General features: G+C 57.7%; 20 protein-coding genes and 2 pseudogenes. 7 read left to right on the top strand and 15 right to left on the bottom strand.

Going from position 1 to position 20,567, the window contains the following annotated elements:
* Positions 1 to 8: 8 nt before the first annotated feature.
* Entirely contained in the window at positions 9 to 1,622 is a 1,614-nt protein-coding gene (locus RHM68_RS18660) for an inorganic phosphate transporter (protein WP_322217615.1), read from the bottom strand.
* A gap of 116 nt (positions 1,623 to 1,738) precedes the next feature.
* Positions 1,739 to 2,761 carry a transporter gene (locus RHM68_RS18655; RefSeq protein ID WP_322217613.1) on the bottom strand — a complete coding sequence of 341 codons (1,023 nt, stop codon included), beginning with the start codon at positions 2,759 to 2,761 and terminating at the stop codon, positions 1,739 to 1,741.
* Between the two features lie 274 nt (positions 2,762 to 3,035).
* Here RHM68_RS18655 and RHM68_RS18650 point away from each other — a divergent pair, with 274 nt between their 5' ends.
* Together RHM68_RS18650 and RHM68_RS18645 are read left to right on the top strand one after the other, a co-directional pair.
* Positions 3,036 to 4,658, top strand: coding sequence for a methyl-accepting chemotaxis protein (locus RHM68_RS18650; protein ID WP_322223854.1), 1,623 nt, complete (start codon positions 3,036 to 3,038; stop codon positions 4,656 to 4,658).
* A 113-nt stretch (positions 4,659 to 4,771) separates the two neighbouring features.
* Positions 4,772 to 5,218, top strand: a complete 447-nt coding sequence (locus tag RHM68_RS18645; RefSeq protein WP_322217610.1) for a hypothetical protein — start codon at positions 4,772 to 4,774, stop codon at positions 5,216 to 5,218.
* Here RHM68_RS18645 and RHM68_RS18640 read toward each other — a convergent pair.
* From RHM68_RS18640 to RHM68_RS18630, 3 genes are all read right to left on the bottom strand, one after another.
* A complete protein-coding gene (locus RHM68_RS18640) occupies positions 5,215 to 6,393 on the bottom strand; it encodes a GAF domain-containing sensor histidine kinase (RefSeq protein ID WP_322217607.1) in 1,179 nt (392 codons plus the stop codon). The two genes, RHM68_RS18645 and RHM68_RS18640, sit on opposite strands and share 4 nt — an antisense overlap.
* 143 nt (positions 6,394 to 6,536) lie before the next feature.
* Positions 6,537 to 6,854 carry a PepSY domain-containing protein gene (locus RHM68_RS18635; protein ID WP_322217605.1) on the bottom strand — a complete coding sequence of 106 codons (318 nt, stop codon included), beginning with the start codon at positions 6,852 to 6,854 and terminating at the stop codon, positions 6,537 to 6,539.
* Positions 6,855 to 7,000: 146 nt separating this feature from the next.
* The gene (locus RHM68_RS18630) at positions 7,001 to 8,128 is read right to left on the bottom strand and encodes a glycerophosphodiester phosphodiesterase (protein ID WP_322217603.1); all 1,128 of its coding nucleotides are present in this window, start codon (positions 8,126 to 8,128) and stop codon (positions 7,001 to 7,003) included.
* Between the two features lie 236 nt (positions 8,129 to 8,364).
* Here RHM68_RS18630 and RHM68_RS18625 point away from each other — a divergent pair, with 236 nt between their 5' ends.
* On the top strand, positions 8,365 to 8,712 hold the full coding sequence (locus RHM68_RS18625; RefSeq protein ID WP_322217602.1) for a DUF2025 family protein: 348 nt from the start codon (positions 8,365 to 8,367) through the stop codon (positions 8,710 to 8,712).
* Here RHM68_RS18625 and RHM68_RS18620 read toward each other — a convergent pair.
* Together RHM68_RS18620 and RHM68_RS18615 are read right to left on the bottom strand one after the other, a co-directional pair.
* Entirely contained in the window at positions 8,702 to 9,025 is a 324-nt protein-coding gene (locus tag RHM68_RS18620) for an antibiotic biosynthesis monooxygenase (protein ID WP_322217600.1), read from the bottom strand. The two genes, RHM68_RS18625 and RHM68_RS18620, sit on opposite strands and share 11 nt — an antisense overlap.
* Positions 9,022 to 9,729, bottom strand: a complete 708-nt coding sequence (locus tag RHM68_RS18615) for a CTP synthase (RefSeq protein ID WP_322217597.1) — start codon at positions 9,727 to 9,729, stop codon at positions 9,022 to 9,024. Before RHM68_RS18615 ends, RHM68_RS18620 begins: the two co-directional genes overlap by 4 nt.
* A 15-nt stretch (positions 9,730 to 9,744) precedes the next feature.
* Between RHM68_RS18615 and RHM68_RS18610 the strand changes: the two genes are divergently transcribed.
* On the top strand, positions 9,745 to 10,689 hold the full coding sequence (locus tag RHM68_RS18610) for a LysR family transcriptional regulator (RefSeq protein WP_322223852.1): 945 nt from the start codon (positions 9,745 to 9,747) through the stop codon (positions 10,687 to 10,689).
* Positions 10,690 to 10,776: 87 nt separating this feature from the next.
* Here the strand turns inward: RHM68_RS18610 and RHM68_RS18605 are convergent, their stop codons facing one another.
* The 5 genes and pseudogenes from RHM68_RS18605 to RHM68_RS18590 all read right to left on the bottom strand — a co-directional run bounded on the left by RHM68_RS18605 (position 10,777) and on the right by RHM68_RS18590 (position 14,863).
* A complete protein-coding gene (locus RHM68_RS18605) occupies positions 10,777 to 11,316 on the bottom strand; it encodes a DUF1003 domain-containing protein (protein WP_322217595.1) in 540 nt (179 codons plus the stop codon).
* Between the two features lie 197 nt (positions 11,317 to 11,513).
* Positions 11,514 to 11,951, bottom strand: a pseudogene (locus RHM68_RS26790) (methyl-accepting chemotaxis protein); the annotation flags it as partial.
* Positions 11,952 to 12,065: 114 nt separating this feature from the next.
* A pseudogene (locus tag RHM68_RS26785) lies at positions 12,066 to 12,833 on the bottom strand (PAS domain-containing protein); the annotation flags it as partial.
* A gap of 129 nt (positions 12,834 to 12,962) precedes the next feature.
* Positions 12,963 to 14,099 (bottom strand): diguanylate cyclase, encoded by a 1,137-nt coding sequence (locus RHM68_RS18595; protein WP_322217592.1) that lies wholly within the window; start codon positions 14,097 to 14,099, stop codon positions 12,963 to 12,965.
* Positions 14,100 to 14,254: 155 nt separating this feature from the next.
* Complete coding sequence (locus RHM68_RS18590; RefSeq protein ID WP_322217591.1) at positions 14,255 to 14,863, bottom strand: TetR/AcrR family transcriptional regulator; 609 nt, start codon at positions 14,861 to 14,863, stop codon at positions 14,255 to 14,257.
* Positions 14,864 to 15,080: 217 nt separating this feature from the next.
* On the opposite strand from RHM68_RS18590, the gene RHM68_RS18585 reads away from it, so the two are divergent.
* Positions 15,081 to 16,130 (top strand): MBL fold metallo-hydrolase, encoded by a 1,050-nt coding sequence (locus RHM68_RS18585; RefSeq protein ID WP_322217589.1) that lies wholly within the window; start codon positions 15,081 to 15,083, stop codon positions 16,128 to 16,130.
* 57 nt (positions 16,131 to 16,187) lie between these two features.
* Here the strand turns inward: RHM68_RS18585 and RHM68_RS18580 are convergent, their stop codons facing one another.
* Both RHM68_RS18580 and RHM68_RS18575 read right to left on the bottom strand, forming a co-directional pair.
* Entirely contained in the window at positions 16,188 to 16,505 is a 318-nt protein-coding gene (locus tag RHM68_RS18580; RefSeq protein WP_322217587.1) for a helix-turn-helix transcriptional regulator, read from the bottom strand.
* A 93-nt stretch (positions 16,506 to 16,598) separates the two neighbouring features.
* On the bottom strand, positions 16,599 to 17,366 hold the full coding sequence (locus tag RHM68_RS18575) for a helix-turn-helix transcriptional regulator (protein ID WP_322217586.1): 768 nt from the start codon (positions 17,364 to 17,366) through the stop codon (positions 16,599 to 16,601).
* Between the two features lie 111 nt (positions 17,367 to 17,477).
* On the opposite strand from RHM68_RS18575, the gene RHM68_RS18570 reads away from it, so the two are divergent.
* Both RHM68_RS18570 and RHM68_RS18565 read left to right on the top strand, forming a co-directional pair.
* On the top strand, positions 17,478 to 18,296 hold the full coding sequence (locus tag RHM68_RS18570) for a sulfite exporter TauE/SafE family protein (RefSeq protein WP_322217584.1): 819 nt from the start codon (positions 17,478 to 17,480) through the stop codon (positions 18,294 to 18,296).
* A 105-nt stretch (positions 18,297 to 18,401) separates the two neighbouring features.
* Positions 18,402 to 19,562: a hypothetical protein gene (locus tag RHM68_RS18565; RefSeq protein WP_322217582.1), complete on the top strand. Its 1,161-nt coding sequence runs from the start codon at positions 18,402 to 18,404 to the stop codon at positions 19,560 to 19,562.
* A gap of 3 nt (positions 19,563 to 19,565) precedes the next feature.
* Here the strand turns inward: RHM68_RS18565 and RHM68_RS18560 are convergent, their stop codons facing one another.
* Entirely contained in the window at positions 19,566 to 20,543 is a 978-nt protein-coding gene (locus tag RHM68_RS18560) for a hypothetical protein (RefSeq protein ID WP_322217580.1), read from the bottom strand.
* Between the last annotated feature and the right edge of the window lie 24 nt (positions 20,544 to 20,567).

Here is a 20,567-nt window from a genome sequence, read left to right as displayed (position 1 = left end):
GCCGAAGGTTAGAACAATTGAGTGAACAGCCAATACAAACTGCCCGACAGCACAATCGCTGCTGGCAACGTCAGCACCCAGGCCATCAACAGGTTGCGGATGGTCTTCATCTGCAAGCCACCGCCGTTGGCGATCATGGTCCCGGCTACCCCTGAGGACAAGACGTGCGTCGTGGAGACCGGTAAACCGAACATGTCAGCAGCGCCGATGGTCAGCATGGCCACGGTTTCTGCCGACGCGCCTTGGGCGTAGGTCAGGTGTGTCTTGCCGATTTTTTCGCCGACGGTCACCACAATGCGTTTCCAGCCGACCATGGTGCCCAGGCCCAGCGCGATGGCCACGGCAATTTTCACCCACAGCGGAATGAATCGGGTGGCGTTGTCGATCTGTTGCTTGAACAGTTGCAGCTTGTCGTGGGTGTCGGCGTCGAAATTGCCGACCTTGTTCTTGTCCATCAGGCGAATGGTTTCGCTGGTCAAATACATGTCGTTGCGCACGTTGCCCATGGCTTCAGCCGGCACTTTGGACAGTGAGCCGTAGCCCTTCACTTCGCTACCGATGTTGCCGGCCAGTGCGGCGAGGGCGGGAACCAGTTGTGGCGTAGCGTCCTTGCTGCGCACGTAATCGGACAGCACCGCCCGAGGGTCGGCTGGGGCTGGCAACGGCGTATTTTTTACCAGTGCTTGTTGGGTGACTTCGGCGACGGCGGCGAACTGCAATACCTGATCGGCCGGCATCGTGCGGTTCAGCGCATACGCCATCGGCAACGTGCCGACCAGAATCAGCATGATCAGGCCCATGCCTTTCTGGCCGTCGTTGGAACCGTGAGCAAATGACACGCCGGTGCAGGTCAGGATCAGCAGGCCACGAATCCACCACGGTGGCGGGGCATCGCCTTTGGGCGCTTTGTACAGCGCCCGATTCTTGACGAAAGCGCGCAAGGCCAGCAGCAACAACGCGGCAAAGCCAAATCCTACCAGCGGCGAAAGCAGCAAGGCGTAACCGATTTTGGTTGCCTGGGCCCAGTCCACACCACTGGTGCCATCACGGCCATGCATCAGGGCGTTGGCCACGCCGACGCCAATGATCGAGCCGATCAAGGTGTGGGACGACGACGCTGGCAGCCCTAGCCACCAGGTGCCGAGGTTCCACAGGATGGCGGCGATCAGCAGGGCAAAAATCATTGCGAAACCGGCCGATGAGCCGACTTGCAGAATCAGCTCGACGGGGAGCAGGGCGATGATCCCGAACGCCACTGCACCACTGGAAAGCAGCACACCGAGAAAATTAAAGAAACCCGACCAGGCTACGGCAAAGTTCGGCGGTAGCGAGTTGGTATAAATTACCGTCGCGACGGCGTTCGCGGTGTCGTGGAAACCATTGACGAACTCAAAGCCCAAGGCGATCAGTAATGCCACGCCCAGCAGCAGAAACGGTGTCCAGGTGGTCACCACCGCACCGAGTTCGTGCATGTCGTGCATCAAACTGTAGGCGGTGAACAGTAGCCCGCTGCCCAGTACCGCGAAAAAAATCACCAGAGTGAACACACCGGGCTTTTTATCAAACCGTGGTCTGGCACCGCGGGCGGACGCTGGGGCGGCGGTCAATGAGGGCGTAGCCATGACGGGCAATCCTGAGGGCGGAAGGAATGTTCGTCATGATCGTCTCAAAATGTTACAGAGAGGCTGCGTTGCGTCAGTGTTTGGTCTTTCTGGGGGGCGTTTGATCTCAGCTGCGCTCAATAATCCTGACGCTTGCGAAACGCCCAGCGTCCGGCAATCAGGGTAAACGTCACCACCAGCGCCACCAGAATCCAGAAACCCTCAGGGTCGCCGGAGAGCGGGACACCGCCGACGTTCATGCCAAAGAAGCCGGCGATGATGTTGATCGGCAGTGCCAGTACCGTGACCACCGTCAGGGTGAACAGCGTGCGGTTGCTCTGTTCGTTGAGGTTGGCGGCGATTTCCTCCTGCAACAACTTGATCCGTTCGCCGAGGGCCGTGAGGTCGTTGATGATCAGGGCAAACTCCTCGGTGGACTTGCGCAACTCCTTGACGTCCTCCTTTTGTAACCACTGCGGTGGACGGTTGAGCAAGCGCAGCAATGATCCCGGCTCCAACGCCAACAGCCGTTGCAGGCGCACCAGCCATCGACGGTTAGCCCCTAGCTCGGCGCGGTTGGTGGACAGTTTTGACGACAACAACTCATCTTCGATCTGATCGACACTTTGGCTGGTCTTGCGCACGATTTGCGTTAGCACTTCCCCTTGATCGCGCAATAAATGCACCAGTAACTCCAGCGGCGAACGAAAGCATTCACCGGCTTTGACTGACGAGCGCAGCTTGTCCACTGAGTGCAGCGGTTGTAGTCGCGCGCTGATAATCAAGCGACTGCGGGCACACACCCAGAGCGTCGAGACATCCGACGACACCATGCTGTGGAGGTTGAATACCACGTCATTGACCACGGCCAACAATGCTGAGTCGACGTGCTCGATGCGCGTTGAGCGTGAGCCTTCGTGCAGCGCTTCGAAAAACTCTACTGGCAGCTCCAGGTGACTTTTCATCCAGCGCTCACAGGCCGCGTGGGCGAGGTTGAGGTGCAGCCAGAGGAACTCTTCGGCAGCGTCTGGTTGCTGCAGGCATTGCAGGGCTTTGGCCGAATCGATCTCTTGGCCGCGTTCGCCGGGGAGGAAACGGAACCCGTAAAGCAGGCCGAACAGATCGGGATCACGGTGGCTTTGATCAATGCTGTGGTTCATGAAGTCTCGCTGAAGGAAGCGCCTGCCGGGATTTCACAGGCTCACTGAACCGCATCATTGCAGGGTGTTTTGACCGTTTTGTGACGGTTGTATGGCGCCGTAAAACTGACTGTTACCAGTGGTCGGAATGGGTTCAAGAACGGCGATGGAACGCCGATGACGCAGGCATGTAGTTGTGCGGCGCTTGTCACGAGCCAGCGGCGCAGACAGGGATGTTCGGATGTCTTTTCACGCCCATCAAAGCGTGCCTTATTCCTGTCATGAGTATCAGCCGATGCTGCAAAAATCCTTGAGAGCACAAATTCTCGCCCTGTTAAGTGGCAGCCTGCTGGCGATGTTACTGATCGCCCTGGCCTGCTTTCACTTTCTGTCCAGCGGCGTACAAAACTACGCCAACCTGATCGACGGTCCGCTGCACACTTCGCAACTGATCGACGAAGCCAACCTGCAATTCAAGGTTCAGGTCCAGGAATGGAAAAACGTTCTGCTTCGCGGCAAGCAGCCGGCCGATCTCAATAAATACTGGCAGCAGTTCGAAGATCGCCAACGCGACGTGCAGGGGATTCTCGGCGAATTGACCGCGCAGAAAGACCTGGACGCACAACTCAAGGCGCGCATTGAACGACTGCGTGACGAACACCGCCTGCTGGGCGCTGCTTATCAGAAGGGCCGCGATGCCTATGTTGCTGCCGGTGCCGACCCAACGGCCGGCGACAACGCGGTCAAGGGCGTGGACCGTGCTACCAGCGATCAGATGAGTGAGCTGGTCAGCGAATTACGCAAGCATGGCACCGAGCAGTCGGCATTGATCAGCGCCAGCGCCGAACGCACGGTGCTGCTGGGTATCATCGTGATGTTGGTGTCAGGGTTGTTGATCGGCCTGTTTAGCCTGTGGCTGGTCAACCGTCAGTTGGTGGCGCCGATTCGCAAACTGATCGATTACGTGGCGCAACTGGCCAAGGGCAAGTTCGCCGAGCGTGTGGACAGCCGCCGTCAGGACGAACTGGGCAAGCTGGCGACCGCTGCCAATACGCTGCGTGACTTTCTCGCTGAAACCTTCAGCCGTTTGCAGCGCAGTGCGTCGGAACTGGACAGCGCCAGCGGCGAACTGAATGCCATCGCCAGCCTCATGGCCAGCGGCACCAACGAGCAGTTCACCCGCACCGATCAGGTGGCCACGGCCATGCACGAAATGTCCGCCACCGCGCAGGAAGTGGCTCGCCACGCGGCCGATGCGGCGCGTGCGGCCGACGATGCCGACCAATCCGCCCAGCAGGGTGAGCAGGTCATGCAGGGCACCATTCACACGATCACTCAGATGCGCGGCGAAATCGCCAACACTGCCACGGTCATCCGGCGTCTGGAAACTGATAGCGGGCGTATCGGCAAGGTTCTTGAAGTGATTCGCGGCATCGCCGAGCAAACCAACTTGCTGGCGCTCAATGCCGCGATTGAAGCGGCACGTGCGGGTGAAGCCGGACGCGGTTTTGCCGTGGTAGCCGATGAGGTGCGCAGCCTGGCCCAGCGCACGGCGGCGTCGATCATCGAGATCAACCAGATCATTCAAAGTGTGCAGACCGGTGCGGTGGACGCAGCTCAGGCGATTGAAAGCGGCCAGTCGCGCAGCGAAGAAAGTGTCGCTCAGGTGACTGAGGCTGGGGCCATGCTGGAGCGCATCACCCATGCCGTGGAAGCGATTCGTGACATGAACCGCCAGATCGCTACCGCTGCCGAAGAGCAGACCTCGGTGGCCGAGGACATTTCGCGCAACCTCACTGAGATCACCAGTATCGCCAGCACCAACCTGGACAACGTGCAGCGCACTGAGGCGGCAAGCCACAACCTGCATGGGTTGTCGGGGCAGTTGAACGAAGTCACGGCCCGTCTGAGCGCCTGACGGAAAATACCTGTGTACCGGTTTTTTTACCGACGCGGTACACAGTTTCCCTCAAGTTTGGCCCGTCTGTGTCGATGACGGATTTACCTTTAACTTAAAAAAGGATTGGACCCATGGTCAGCATCACCTCGATTTCGATCAACCAGACCCTTTCTACGCCGTCCAGCAACGTTGCCGTCAAGGGCAGCAGCGAAGACACCAGCGCAACGACGGCCACGGGCACTGCCAGCGCATCCGGCGGCACCGCTAAGGCGTCTGGCGGCGGGGCACCTGTGTCTGGCGGCGGCAGCACCAGTGGTAGCACTGAATCGTCGGCGGTAAAAGCAATGCGCAAGCAGATCGCCCAGCTGCAAAAGCTATTGCAGGAACAGCAGCGTCAACTGCAAGCGATTCAGGCCAAGCAGGAAAGCCCTGAGGCCAAAGCGACGGCTGTCGCGGCGGCGCAATCGCAGATCGCAGCCACTTCCGGTTCGTTGCAGACCGCGACCGCGGCACTTTTGCAGGCGTTGCAAAAATCCAGTTCGAGCACCTCGGGTTCTTTGGTCAGCACCACGGCTTAAATTGTCGAGGGCAGGCTGAACGTAAACAGCGTGCCGTGCTGTGCCGTGGACGCAACATGCAGGCGACCGCCATGGGACTGAGCAATCTGGCTGGCAATGTAGAGGCCCAGCCCCAGGCCCGCTTGAGGGGCGTCGCGGTTGTGGCGCGTATAGGGCTGGAAAAGGTGCGGCAGCACTTGCTCGGGGATTTCCCCTTGGTTTCTGACCGCCAGCATCAAGGTGCCTTGATCCGCGAGTGCAGTGATCTCGACCTCACCGTCGGTATCACCATGCACCATGGCATTGGCCAGCAGGTTGGACAACAGCTGTGCGACGCGTGCGCGATCACAGTGAATACCCCGTAAAGGGCTGATCGATGAGCGAATGACCCGTTGCGGATACAGGCTCTGGATCTCTGAAACGATATGCTTGAGCGCGTCGTCAAGGTCTTGGCACGCTTGGATATTGACCGGAATGCCATTGCCCAGTCGTCCACGGGCAAAGTCGAGGACGTCATCCACCAACTGCGCGGCGCGTTGCGAGCTAGTGAGAATGTGGTTCACCAGTCGGTCACTGGCCGGGTTCGAAAACTTGCGTTGGAGCATTTCGGCCGCCGCACTGATGGCGAACAACGGGTTGCGCAAGTCATGACCGAGTACGGCGATGAATTGTTCGCGCAGCTCGCAGGTGTGCCGTTCCTGATGCAGTGCAGCTTCGGTCTGTTGATGGTTTTCCTCAGCCTCGATCTGTAGCGCCAGCATCCGTGCGAACGACGCCATGGTGCTCTGGATCTTGCTGGACTTGAGTAGGGCCGGTTCCGGGTCGAGTGCGCAGATCGTGCCGAAAAAGCTGCCATCGGTGCGGAACACGGGCACCGAGATATAGCTTTCGAATTTGTACAGGCGAGGCGTGTGATGGTCTCTGTAGAGCGGGTCTTCACTGGCCTTGTCGATGACCACCGCACCGTGGGCCGAGTGAATCTCGTGGCATAAGGTCGTGACCACGTCCAGCTCCCCACCCACCTGCAGGCCGAAATCCAGCTGATCAAGCACCGCACACGCTGTCCATGAGTGTTCTGTTACCCGTGCGACGGCGGCGAAGCGAAGGCCAGTCAGTTCACGTATGACTTGAAGAATCGCCGGAACAGCGCTGATTCGACCGATTGTGGCAATGTCTGCTGCCGCTGTTTGCCCCATAGCCGTCGTCTCTGCTTATACACGCTGTTTAGTCCTGGGGGATTCTAGCCGGCTCGCCTGGCGTTGGCTGGATTTCCTTTGCCTGAGCCACACGCACAAAAGCCGCACGATCCGAAGATCGTGCGGCTTTTGTGCGGGTGGGGTTACTTGTCTTGCTTGTTGCGCAGTACCTGACCGGTCTTGGCGTCGAGGTCCACGTCCCACTTAACGCCTTTGGCGTCGCGGATTTCCACCTGATAGACATACGCGCCGGCAGCGTTCTTATCGAGTTCGGTCTCAGTGATGTTCGCCGCCGTTGTGCCAGAGTGCTGGGCGAGGGCGGTCTGGTTGAGTTTTTCCAGGTCCATAATGGTGCCGGCCTGGAGCAGACCGGGAATCAGGTCCGGGCGAACATCAGCCTGGGCCAGGCCAGCGCAAAGGGTCAGAGCAGTAGCAGTGAACAGGGCAGTCAGGGTTTTCATCAGGTTCGTTCCTTGGGTTAACTCTTTAAGTGCGCTCAGGTTATCCAGCCGAACTTAACTCACCCTTAATTAACTCCCCCGACGGTTATTCCGCCTTCGCGAGCCAGCCCGCGAAGACGTTGACGCTGCATCACAGCCGACGCCGATCAGTACCCATTGTTCTGCAACAACTGCGTGACGCTCGCCGCCGGTGGACGGTTGTAGAACTTCAGCAATTCGCCGGCGCGGTTGGTGAAGATGCCATCGACGCCAGCGTCCATCACCTTTTGGTAATCCACCGCATCGTCGATGGTGTAGACGTGTACCAGCATGCCTTGATCGTGGGTGTACTGGTTCATCCACGGTTGCACCAAGTCGGAGTAGCTCTGATCGCCGCCCTTGGTCAGTGCCGCCGAAGGGCCGGTGCCGATGGCGCCTTGGGCCTTGGCGTATGCAACCCATTGCTGGAATTCGGCTTTGTCTTTCGGCTCCTGGCTGGCGTAGTAGGTGGCTTTGTCCGTGGCCCCGGATTTGGCGAACGTCACCGTGGATTTCGGCTCGATACTGCCTTCACCGACCCACAGCAGCAGGACCTTCGGCACGTTAGGCATTTCTTTTTGCAGCAGAACCAAGCTGCTCTTTTCAAAGGTTTGCAGCACAACCTTACCTTTGCCCTGGCCGACCGCTAACTCGCTCTTCGCCAATTTCGAACCTGCCGGGCTCAGCCAGCCGCGGTCCTGGAGTTTTTCCCTGAGGTCGCGTTCGATGCCTGGGAATTGCTTCGGCTCTTTGGTTTCGATGTAAAGGCCAGGTTTGTGCAGCGGGTTGCCTTGGGCGATGTCGATGATTTCGTCCAGGGTCAGGATTTTCAAACCGACGTAGGAAGGACGGGCACGGTCCGGGTAAGCCGCATTGAACCAACTGCCCGCGTCGAGGGTTTTCAGTTCAGCGAGGGTGAACTGGTTGGCGGGGCTGTTTTTACGCTCAGGGAATCGGGTAGCGACATCGGTGGTGCGTTGCAGATTATTGTCGTGCAGCGCAAACAGCACGCCGTCCTTGCTGCGTTGCAGGTCCATTTCCAGATAGTCGGCGCCCAGGTCGCGGGCCAGCGCATAGGACGCAGCCGTAGATTCCGGTGCATCAAAAGACGCACCACGGTGGGCGATAACCGCCGGGTGCGGGATCCCCATCGAGGTCGCCAATTCGGTAGGCGTTGGCTGGCTGGAAGCCTGTGCCTGGCCGAGGCCGAGCATCAGGCTCAGCAACAGCGCGCTTTTGGAAAAGGTGGCAGGCATGGTCGAGATCCTTTCGCAGTTAAATTTCAAAGACGTACCTTTTAACAACTGAGCGCGCTTAACGCCATCGTCCGACTGACATAAACGTGGTTAAAACCCATTTTTTTCTGCGCGTTCAGGCCGTTTTTTGCAGTATTCTTGGCCCCGGTAATTTCTCCGGAAGAGGGAAATCCGTTCGTTTGTCCTGCGTGTAAACCATCGATCACCGGTCCTTTTGACCTTTTGTGAGGTTTACCATGCGCATCACTTCTCAGCTCATCTGTCAGGCCGCCGACCAACTCAAAGGTTTCGTCGGTTTCAATCGCAAGACCGGCCACTACATCGTGCGTTTCAGCGAAGACTCCTTCGGCATGGACGTTGCCGACGACGGCATCATTCCTGCCAGTGAGTTTGTATGGGCCGCAGGGCCTGAGCAGGCCATGACCCTCAAGCGTGAGTTGATTCAGTTGTTGCTGGACCAGAACATCGATGACCGGATCAACATTACCGAGCCCTTGCGGGTGTACATGACTCGACGGGAAGTGCTGGAGATATCGGCGGTTAGGAGTTTGGTCCAGCTTGGCGCTCCATCACTTACCGCTTGAACTCATATTCTCGCTCAACCTTGCATACCCGCGTATGACACGCCGCATACCACGTCGAGCGCCCACGCTGACGAATCTCGCTGTGCTCGGGGTGATGCTTCCAGGCAAGGATCGCTGCTTCACTGGCCCAGTAAGACACGGTAATCCCCAACCCATCTTCACCCCGGGCCGACTCAATCCCGAGGAAGCCCGGTTGCTCGCGAGCCAGTTCGACCATGCGCTCGGCCACCTGGGTGTAACCCTGATCACCCTCAGTGCGCAGCGAGGTAAAGATCACCGCATAGTAAGCCGCAGGCGAGGGGGTGGCGCTCATGCTCTTTGCCTCGCACAGGCCTCGATCAAGGCGCGCACCAAGGGGGGCAAAGTCCCCTTGAGGGCCGCACGCTCCGGCTGGAACAGCGTGGCGATGAAGAAGGGATGATCTTTCAATTCCACCGCCCGCAAATCCCCCGTCGAGTCGTGACCAGCGGCGTTGAGTTGTGAGTGCAGCAGTTCCCGTTCGAACGCCGGATTTACGCCGTAGCGGCAGTGATAGCCTTCGCGAATCTCGGTGTTTTCATACGCGTTGGCAATCAGCGAGCCTTCAACCAGATAGAGGCTGTCGACGGCATCCACCAACGAACACGTCAGTGGCGTGATCAAGGCCCGTGCGGCACCGGGTGCTGTTTCACCGTGCTCGGCGTCTGCCCAGCCCAAAACGTTGCGGGCGTATTCCAATACGGCGTGTTGAAAACCGCCGCATGTACCGAGGAACGGTCGCTGCTGTTCGCGGGCAAAACGGATCGCCCGTAAGGCGCCTTCTTCGTCGCGATACGGGCTGGCGGGCACGCACCAAAAGCCGTCAAACGCATCGAGCGGTGTAGCTGCGTTGATGTGGTCAGTGGCCAACCATTGCCATTGCACGTCCAGGCCCGCGTGTTTGGCGGCCATGCCGAGTGCGACGGGAATGGCTTGGTGAGCGCTGACCAGGGGGTCGTAATCGCCGATCAGGGCGATGCGCAGCGCGGTGGTTTCCATGGGTTCTCTCTGTGCTTGTTGATTCCTGGCAGCCACTATAGATTGGCGTCCACGCACTCAATATTGGCGTTATCCCAATTGTTCAATGCAGCGACGCACTACCGGCTGGAATATCCGGACCTAGCGCTGGTTCTCGCTCTGGTACGCGGCGGCTCTCTGGCCCGGGCCTCGACGTTGTTGAAAGTCGACGTCTCGACGGTGTTTCGTGCCGTGCGCCGGCTGGAAACGGCGTTGGGCCAGCAACTGTTTGAAAAGAGCCGTGCCGGTTACCTGCCCACGACGTTGGCGCAGACGCTGGCCGAGCAGGCGCAAAGGGCCGAGCAAGCGTTGGAAGCCGCCCGTGTGGGTGTTGAGCTGGGCGGCGAAGTCATCAGCGGTACGGTGCGCGTGACCTGCACCGATTCGGTCTTGCAAGGTTTGTTGTTGCCGGCATTGGCGCGATTCATGCCGTCCTACCCGGCGCTGACCCTAGAGCTGAGTACCTCCAACGACTTCGCCAACCTCAGCCGTCGGGATGCCGACATCGCCTTGCGTCTGACCCGCTCGCCGCCAGAACACTTGGTCGGCCGGCGATTGGCGGACATTTCCTATCGGGTGTGTGCGAGTACGGCGTACCTGGAAAGGGTGGCGCCTGTTGATTTGGCCGCACTGACCTGGATCGCTCCCGACGATTTCCTCCCGGATCACCCGACCATCGCCTGGCGTCGTCAGCACTTACCCGGCGTGGTGCCGGGCTATCGCTGCAACAGCATGCAGTCGGTCACCGAGCTGGTGCGAGCGGGACTGGGTGTTGCGGCGTTGCCGGACTTTCTGATTGATGACGGACTACAACCATTGACTGAGCCTTTGCTCGGTTACGACACCGCCCTCTGGTTACTGACCCGCCCGGATTGTCGCGCCCTGCGCTCGGTGGTGACGTTGTTTGATGAGCTGGGGCGCAACATTCGCTTACCTGCTTAACCGCCGCGCCCTTTCTTGATGGCACATCGTAAACAGCCTTCGCAACCGACGGTGGCGGATGCCGTCAACCACGTGGCTGTTCGATGATCAAGCGTTTGGCTGATCCTTGGTAACGAAATGCTCATGCATTTCCAGGGTCAGGCCTTCGATGCGCTCGGTCAGGGCCTTGGTCATTTCGGTGAGCTTGGTATTTTGCTCAAGCAGCGCCAGCAGTTGCTCGGAGTTTTGTGCTGCCAGGGCCTGACGTTCTGTATTGGCCACGGCGAGCGCTTCGCGGTGTTGTGCATCCGCATCAGACTGGGCTTTGTCCCGTGCAGCCTGACGGGTCTGGGCCAGCAGAATCAGCGGAGCGGCATACGCCGCCTGGAGGCTGAACGCCAGGTTGAGCAGGATGAATGGGTAAACGTCGAAGGTTGTAATGCCGAAAAGGTTGAGGCAGATCCAGATCAACACGATCAGGGTTTGTGCGCCGAGAAAGGTCGGCGTCCCGAAGAACCGTGCAAAGGATTCGGCGCGCAGGGCGAAGGCGTCGTTGCCGAAGGTTGTCGCCAGGTGAGCGTGAGGGCGGTGGAAGCGCAGGTGATCGACGGGGGCTTTGGTTTCGGTGTTGGGCTTGTCTGAATTCATGAGGCTCTCTGCAAGGCTTTTGGACTAGCGGTCACTATAGTCCGTTGCGCGCAGCATCATTGTGATGAGGTTTTCACTGAGCTCTGATGTTGAGTAGCAGGCTGGGTTGCCTGGATCGCCTTCGCGAGCGTGGCCGCTCGCGAAGTGGGTGGTCGGTGTAGTGGGGCTGGCGAGGAAAGTGACCCCGGCAAACCGGTTTAGCCAGGCTCCCGTTCGTTGGCAAACATGCTCACCGCCTGCACTGCGTTACTCGCACCATCACGAATCTGCAAGATCACTGCCCCAGCTTGATTGGCTAGTTCGACGCCTTCCGCCGCCCGGTCACGGGTGCCGTCCATACTTTTGATCGCCCGCCGCGTTTCGCTGAGGATTAACCCGATCATGCTTGAAATTTCTGCCGTGGACCCGCTGGTGCGAGCTGCCAGTTGCCGTACCTCATCAGCCACCACCGCAAATCCGCGCCCTTGCTCACCGGCGCGGGCGGCCTCGATGGCGGCATTGAGTGCCAGCAGGTTGGTCTGGTCGGCAATCGCGCGGATGGTGTTGACGATGGCGGTGATCTGCTCGGAGCGCTCGCCGAGTTGCGCAATCAGTGTCGAAGACTCGGCGATGTTGGCGGCGATTTCGCGCATTTCACTGGCCGCTTGCTGAATCACATGAGTGCCTTGCTCGGCGACTTTTCGGGTCTCCACCGAGATGTGATAAGCCTCGTTGGCACTGCGGGCATCTTGGGCATGTTGCTCGACCCGTGCGGTGACGTCCGAGGCGAACTTCACCACTTTGCACAAACGACCGCCCGCGTCGTACACCGGGTTGTAGTTGGCTTCCAGCCACACGGCGTGCCCTTGTTTATCGACGCGCTGGAATTGGCCGTTGAACAGTTCGCCTTGATTCAGGCGCCGCCAGAAGTCCTGATACGCACTGCTGTTGATCAGTTCTTGGGTGCAAAAAATTCGATGATGTTTGCCTTTTATTTCGGCCAGCGTGTAACCCATACGTGACAGAAAATTCTGATTGGCAGTAATGATGCTGCCGTCCAGGTTGAACTCGATGACTGACATGGCGCGGTCGATTGCCTGCAACTTGGCCGCCGACTCGCTTTCATGCTGCACCTTAGCGGTGACATCCATCGCATACTTGACCACTTTAATCACCCGGCCCGAGGCATCCTTGATCGGGTTATAGCTGGCCTCCAGCCAGATCGGTTGGCCCTTGCCGTCAACTCGCTCAAAGGTGCCCGATTCGAACTGGCCGTTTTTCAGGCGCGACCACAACTGGGTGTACTGGCTGCTGCGGGCAAATTCCAGGGTGCAGAACTGGCGATGGGGCTTGCCGATCACCTGTTCGGCCGAATAGCCCATGGTCTTGAGGAAGTTGTCGTTGGCGTGCAGCACGACACCGTCCAGATTGAACTCGATCACGGCCATCGAGTGATTGATCGCTTCAAGCAGGCTATTTTGCTGAGCGATAGTTTGCTGTAGCGCTTCAACAGTGGATTTATGGCGGTTGAACAGCATGGTGGCAGTGCTCGAGAAGTGGGCGAAACAAGGAGTCAGTCCCTATTCCTGCGCTTGCAGGCCGAAAATCAAGGTTGTCTTCGGCGCTGTCTGCTCAATGCCAGCGTTCCATGACTGACAGTAAAATACTTATACAAAACTTCGTAAACTTGTACAAGTTGGCTTTTTTTTGATGTCGTGTATAAGTTTTTGCGTGGCGGTTTGGTTAGCCGTATCGATGGTGGGCCCGGTCTCCGAGAGGCTGATCTTGTTGCGCACGGTATTTTTTGCGGCGTATAGCGCTTTGTCCGCGTCATCGAGCCAGTCAATCGCGTCGGCGAACGATGGTTGAAAAGCGGCAAGGCCGATACTCAGGCTGACTCGTAACTGAGAGACGTCCTGATGGCGGAAATCGCAGATCACTGTCTGCAGCCGCTCCATGACATCGCAGGCCTGATGCAACGCCATGTTGGGCAAGATCACGCAAAACTCGTCACCACCATAACGCCCCGCCAAGTCACTTTCTCGCAGAGTGCGCTGTAGCTCCGTGCTTAGCTGACGCAACACCGAATCGCCGACGATGTGCCCGTAAGTGTCGTTGATGGCTTTGAAGTGATCGATGTCGATCAGCGCAATCGCCGCGGGCTCTTGCTTCTGTCGGCACTGTTGAAACTTGAAGTGGAGCAGGTCTTTCCAGGCACCGTGGTTTAGCAGGCCGGTCAGGCTGTCTGTACGACTCAAGGCTTTCAGGGTGCGTTTATGCTCAGACAGTTTGATCGCCAACTGATAGCAGACCATGCCTAACGCCAATGGATAGAGGGTGAGCATCGGCAGGCAGGCCGCTATCTGCAATTGTGTAGTCGAGAGCGTGAATGCCGCACCGAACAACGCCCATGAGATCAATACACCTGCTGCTTGGGCCATGACGCCGGGCAAGAACAGCCTGCGGCCGCCCGCTGCGACGTTGTTCATGGTCATCATCGACAAGATGGTCACGGCAGGGAGGGGGTTGAACTGAAAAGTTGCAGCCCAGAAGCCACCGCACAACGAATCGTAAAGCAGGTTTCGGCGCTCAGCTTGATAGGGAAAGCTTGAGTGGATTGATAATTGGTAGGCCAGGTGCGGCCAGAAAAAACCATTGAACAGCAATAACACCCAAACCCAAGTAGGCATGTTCAACGGATAAAGCGCACCGGCGACGCTGAGACTGCCAATGCTCAGACCGATAATTCTGGGCAAGTAGATGCGTTTGGCAAATGACAGCCCCTTGCCGTGTTGTTTTTCCATAATTCTCTGCGCCAGATTCATTCTGAAACACTTTGCAGTGTTTTTTCAGATTACCGCTCACCGGTAAATTGTCGGACATTGTCATTTATTCCAAGCGCAATGATCAGTGTCCTTTGAAGCCATTTAACGAAAGCGTGGCGCGGCGTGTACATCATTCAGCGCTGATAGCAGGCCAGAAACATATCCAGCGCCGACTCTACGACGGTGTTCTGCATCTCGGGCGACAGAACTGTCTGGCCCATGGAGATCTGTGGCCAGAAGGCGAAGGACTTGAGCAGACCCTGGAGTTGTTGCGCAGCGAAATTTGGGTCGAGTGTCTTCAAGCGGCCATCGGCCAGGGCTGCGCGAATCCAGACGGTCAGGCCCTCTTCGCGCTCCCCCAAACGGGCGACCATGTTCTGACCGCGCACGGGCGAATGGATGGTGGCAGCAATTGCCACGCGCGCCAGGTCGAGAAAGTTGTCATCGCCCAGCATCTGCAATTTAGCCATCAACATTCGACGCAATTGATCGCGTAACGGCAGGTCAGGGTTGTAGGGGGTTTCCTGTTCTGCTGTCACCCGCTCCCACAGCTGGTTGAGGATCTCGGCGAACAGCTCTTCCTTGCTCGGGAAGTGGTTGTACACCGTGCGCTTCGACACGCCGGCGGTGGCGGCGATTTTATCCATGCTGGTAATGTCGAAACCGTTGGTACGGAACTCGGCAATCGCAGCCTGAATAATCGCTTCGCGTTTTCGGTCGGTGAGGCGCTTTGGAGCTGTCATAAGTACGCTTCGGCAGAGGGAGGTAGAGCATTACACTCGGCAGTTTACTTGTGAACGCGTTTGATGCAACCTAGAAACTACACTGTGCAGTGTACTGCCATGGCAAAAGCAGTCGGTTAAGAAATACTCTGTTCGGCTGGCGCTTGCGTGCCTTGGCCATTTATCGTCCCAAAGCGGAAAACTGTGAATTACGCGGTTTTTCTGGAGTCATTCAGTCATGGCCACCTCAACTTCCCCTGCGCAAAACGCCTCCACGCCTGAAGCTTCCCGACAGGCCGGAGGGCAATACCAAAATCATGTTCCTGTGACGCGTGAAGGCTTTCGTAAAACCTTGCGTATTATTTGGAACATGATTTTTCACAAGCCACGCAATACCCGGCCGACTGCTGCGGTGCCTTTGCAGACCTTGACTCGCGCGGCCTTGCTGGCGGCGCCTAATCACAGCGTCTACCGCCTCGGTCACTCCACCGTGCTGCTCAAGCTGCACGACAAGTTCTGGATCACCGACCCCGTCTTCGCCGAGCGTGCCTCTCCTGTGCAGTGGGCCGGCCCCAAGCGCTTCCACCAACCGCCGATCAGCCTGGAAGAGTTACCGCCCATTGAGGCCGTGATTTTGTCCCACGACCACTATGACCACCTCGATTACCAGGCTGTACTCAAACTGGCAGACAAGGCCAAGTACTTCCTCACGCCGCTGGGTGTAGGTGACACTTTGATCAAGTGGGGCATCGACGCCAGTAAGGTGCGTCAATTGGATTGGTGGCAAGGCACTGAGGTTGATGGCATCCAGTTCATCGCCACGCCGTCGCAACATTTTTCCGGTCGTGGCCTGTTCGACGGCAACAGCACGCTGTGGGCTTCATGGGTGATGATCGATGGCGACACGCGGATCTTTTTCAGCGGCGACAGCGGCTATTTCGACGGCTTCAAACGCATCGGCGAACAGTACGGCCCATTTAATCTGACGCTGATGGAAACCGGTGCCTACAACGTTGAATGGCCGCACATTCACATGCAACCTGAGCAGACGTTACAAGCGCACATCGATCTCAAAGGTCACTGGCTTCTGCCAATTCACAACGGTACGTTCGACTTGTCGATGCACGTTTGGTACGAGCCCTTCGACCGCATCCTGGCGTTGGCCTGGGAGCGCAGTGTTTCCATCACCACACCGCAAATGGGGGAGGCATTCAATTTGATGCATCCGCAGCGAGGAAGTCCATGGTGGTTGGAAATGGAAGGGGAGGCCGAACAGGTGGCGGCATAGAACGTCTGGCGTTCAGGCACTGGGTCGCTAGGCATCAAGGCGACCCGCGCTGACACCTCACTCCACCATTGCATAATCCGCCCGCGCCACTGGATTCGGCGTTGACCCCTTCACATTCATTCCTCTGCCCGGCGCAAACCCCGGGAAGAACACCAGTCCCTGCGATTCAAACCGATAAGCCAGTGCTAATCGGGTCACATCCAGCACCTCACGCTCTGCCTCGAAACGTTGAATGGCGTCCACGGAAACTCCGGACTCCTCGCAGAGTTCTTCTACACTCCAGCCCAGCATCGCTCGGGCCTGGGCGCAGTGGGCCGGGGTGAATTGGAAGAGGGCGATACGTTCCAGGGTGATTTTCATCGCAAGAGAGGCCATGGTGTTCTCCGGGCTCGAGAGTGTTGGTTTAAAATGTACTGTGTTTTTGTACAGTTGTTTTGTGCTCGGATCAAACGCATTTTTTGATTTTTGCTATTTCACCCCTTCCAACCAGACGGACGGTGGCTGGCCCAATAGGCGCCGGAACATTGTCGAGAACGCCGCAGGGCTTTTATAGCCGAGGTCCAGGGCAATTCGTGTCACCGGCGTTCCCACCGCCAGCCGCGCCAGCGCCAGTACCACGCAGGCTCGTTGCCGCCATTGGCTGAAACTCAGACCGGTCTGTTGGCGGAACAGCCGATTGAAGGTGCGCAAACTGATATGCAACTGATCGGCCCAGTGTTGCGGTGTCTGATGAGCATTCGGCTGCTGGAGAAACGCCCGACACAATTTCAGCAGTCGCGCCTCGACGGGTAACGGAATGTGCAGCGGCAGGTGTGTACTCAGCGCTACTTCGTGCAGTAACAAGTCAATCAACGCTCCGTCACGCCCGGTCTCGTCGTAAGTAAGCGGTATTTCAACCGCCGCCATCAGCAAGTGCCGCATCAGCGGTGAAACACTGATCACCTGGCAGCGATTCCCTAAATCGACCCTCCTCGGTTCGATATACAAACTGCGTGTGCTTACCCCCTGCATCAATACTTCATGCTCGGTTCCCGCCGGGATCCACACCGCCCGTTGCGGCGGCACCACCCAGCTGCCGTTTTGGGTGCTGACTTGCATCACCCCGGTGGCGCCGTATAGGAGTTGGGCTCGACGGTGCGTATGACGGGGCAATAAGTGGCCGTGGGAATAGTCCGTACCGATCGCCACCACTGGCCTTGGCGTGTCATCCAGTAAATCAATCGAAACATTGCGCATCGAGCGGCCTCCAGCAATTGGCGTAAACGCACGCATTATTGTCCGGCTTGCTGAGGCGGGCCAGTGCGCGCCGCTCTATCGTCGACTCCTCTTAATCCCTGGGCGATTGCGATGTTCTATCTCTTGCTGACATTTTTCGGTTGTATCTCTGGGCTCACAGCGGTGTTGTTCGGCTTTGGCGGCGGCTTCGTTGTAGTGCCGCTGCTGTACCGCATGCTCATGGCCAGTCATGGCGCAGACGATCCCATCGGGCAATCGGCAATGCACATTGCCGTGGCCACTTCGACCTGCGTGATGATCGTCAATGCTTTGATCGCCACGCTCAAACATCAGCGCGCCGGTCATCTCATCCGCCACTATTTATGGCCGTTGGGTGGGTTTATCGGGGTGGGCGCGATTGTCGGGGCTGCCGCTGCGGTGTGGGCCAGCGGAGAGATGATTCGCTATGCCTTCATTGTCTACCTCGGCATTACGATTCTCGATTGCGTATTCAGGCGCGGTTTTCTTACGCAACCCAATGATGGAGTACCACGGCGATTGAGGAGAGTTGAGGCGGCCGGTGTAGGAATCGGTGCGATCGCAACGTTTCTCGGCGTAGGGGGCAGTGTCATGACCGTACCGTTACTGCGCCGCTGTGGATTGAGCATGTCCCAGGCAACGTCCATGGCCAATCCATTGAGTTTGCCGGTGGCCGTCGCCGGAACGCTGACTTACATGACGATGGCCGGCGTTACCGGGCTTGGTCTGGGACCTTGGTTTATCGGGTATGTGGATCTCCTGGCATTTGCCCTGTTGACGCTCGGGGCGCTGGTGGGCATTTGGCTGGCAACTCCGTGGAGGGGGCGGATACCGGATAGTGTGCATGCGCGGGTTTACATTGGCTTACTGATGCTGGTGATGTTCAGCATGACGCTGAACTCACTGGCGTGATGAGGCTCGATTCCTCCACGTAATCCCGCGATAATCCGCCCTTCGTTTTCACTCGCGCCGGATTCAACTGCTTGGCGGCGTTTGCCACTTTTCAAGGACTGATCAATGCTCAAAGGACTGTTGCGCCTCGCACCTTGCGCTGCTTTTTTATTCACGCTGGTTTCGACCGCTCACGCTGAAGAGGGTGGGCAGGTGTTCACTGGCACCTTGGGCAAGATGCCAATTGTGGTGGAACTGAACACCCGCGATGCGAACGAAGTCACTGGCCGTTACTTCTATGAGAAGTTTCATCGCGACTTGGCGTTGAGCGGGACGCTTGCGGACAAGACCCTGACGCTCAACGAGGGCGACAACCGCTACGGCGATGACAAGCCCCTGCCAACCCTGAAGCTGAAACAAACCGCCAATGGTTGGCAGGGTAAATGGGCAAGTCCCAAGGGTCGAACCCTTGAGGTGCAGTTGACTGAAGCTGAGCCCAAAGCGCCAGCAGCGACTGCTTTGCCCTTCATCGCCGCGCTGACTAAAAGCGATCCTTACGAGTATTTGCGTGTGCAAGGGTTGACGCTCAAGCCAGGCAAAAAAGAAATGTTCATGGGCTACGGTCTGCAATGGTGGAGCGAGCCAGTGTCCAAGGTCTCCCTGTTCAGCGTGGAATCCGGCTACCCGAAAGCCGACCTGGAGCGCGTCAATCAACAGTTGCTGGGGCGACTCTGGAGCGAGTCCATCAACTATTACAGCTGCCAACTGCGGGGAGGGAAGAATGCCGAATTCGAACAAGGCGCCGCCCCGACGTTCCTGTCGCCTGATGTGGTCAGCCTGAACATTTCAACCCGCTACGATTGCGGCGGTGCGCACCCGGACTTTGGCGACTCACCGCTCAACTTCGACGTTCACACGGGGCGAGTCTTAGTGCTGGCCGACGTGCTATGGATTGACGAGGCGGACACACCTTCGACGACACCCGACAGCGACACCCGCGCCAGCCATCAGCACGACGTCATGGTGCCTTGGCTGATTAAGCAATTCACCACGCTTTACCCGGAAGAAATGAAAAAACCGGCTGCAGGTGATGAAGACAGTTGTGACTACACGGACGAAAGTGTCTGGAGTTACTCCAACTGGCACTTCACTGCGACGGGCTTATACTTGGGCGCCTACTTCGCCCGGTACCAACGGGGATGCGACTCGCCTGATTGGTCGGTGCTGCCGTATTCGCTGATCAAACAGCACCCCGGCGCAGTGAAACTGGAACTACCCAAGGGTTAATCCCTACTCCAACCCCGGCGCTTCTCGAACAATAAAGTGATCCAGGTTTTCAATACTGACGCTGAACACTCCGAACGTTTGTTCGGGGTTTTTCTTGCTAGGCACCTGCTTTAACTCCGGCGTCACGCCATAGAAGAAACAGAACAACTCTTTCCCACTCTCAATGGCGTGTTTGATCTCTTCCAGAAACGCTTTGCGCTTGCGGTAGTTGTCGATCAGCTTCTTGCTCAAATAAACATTTACCGAGTAAGGCTTCTTCTTCGCCTCGTCCGGTGCCTTGAACCAGACTTTCTGCTCGAAATCGATGCGCAAGCTCTGGGTGTAATCCTTGATCTCCTTGATCTTGCCCCAGTAAATCAGCCCCTTGTTGTCCTGCAGATATTCGATCTTCTTGAAGAACGACCCATAAGGCGCGGTGTGCTCGCCAATCTTCAGCGGCATGCGCTTAAGCAATTCTTTGTCCTCGAAGTTCGACACAAAACACTCCACCGGATGGGCGAAGACAGTGGTCTTTTCCGGCGCTGAATCGCGAGTTTGATGCGCAGCGAGGTTGTCTGCGGCAACGGGTTTTACGTCATCGCGCAGGCCATCCGCCGCCACCGCCGGGGTCGACGGCTTGCGCACATACTCACGCCGAGTCAGCAACAACTCCGACGGAAAATGCTCCTCACGACCGTCATCCGCCTCCGCACCGTCCACACCCAAAGCCTGGGTCTTGAGACTGACGTAAGGACAATCCGCTACATGCCGAGTGCTTGGCGTGTTCTTGAAGTGCGGCGTGCGCACGTAATTCACATTCTTGGCATTAAGTGTCGTTAACACATTTGTCACATCGAACGCCAAGCGGCAGGCATCGTTAGGGCACTGAAAGTGTTCTTTGGCGGAATCGAATTCCATCGTCTCGTCGAAATTCAAATCCCGCACGTCGTAGATCGACAACTTGTCGTCGAGGCTGAGGCAGTAGGCGAGGTCGAATTTCATGGTGGGCTCGGGTCCTTGAGTGGG

The organism is Pseudomonas sp. DC1.2, from assembly GCF_034351645.1.
Lineage (GTDB): Bacteria > Pseudomonadota > Gammaproteobacteria > Pseudomonadales > Pseudomonadaceae > Aquipseudomonas.
Note: the sequence above shows the minus strand (reverse complement) of the source record. Positions and strands in the feature narration are given on the sequence as shown.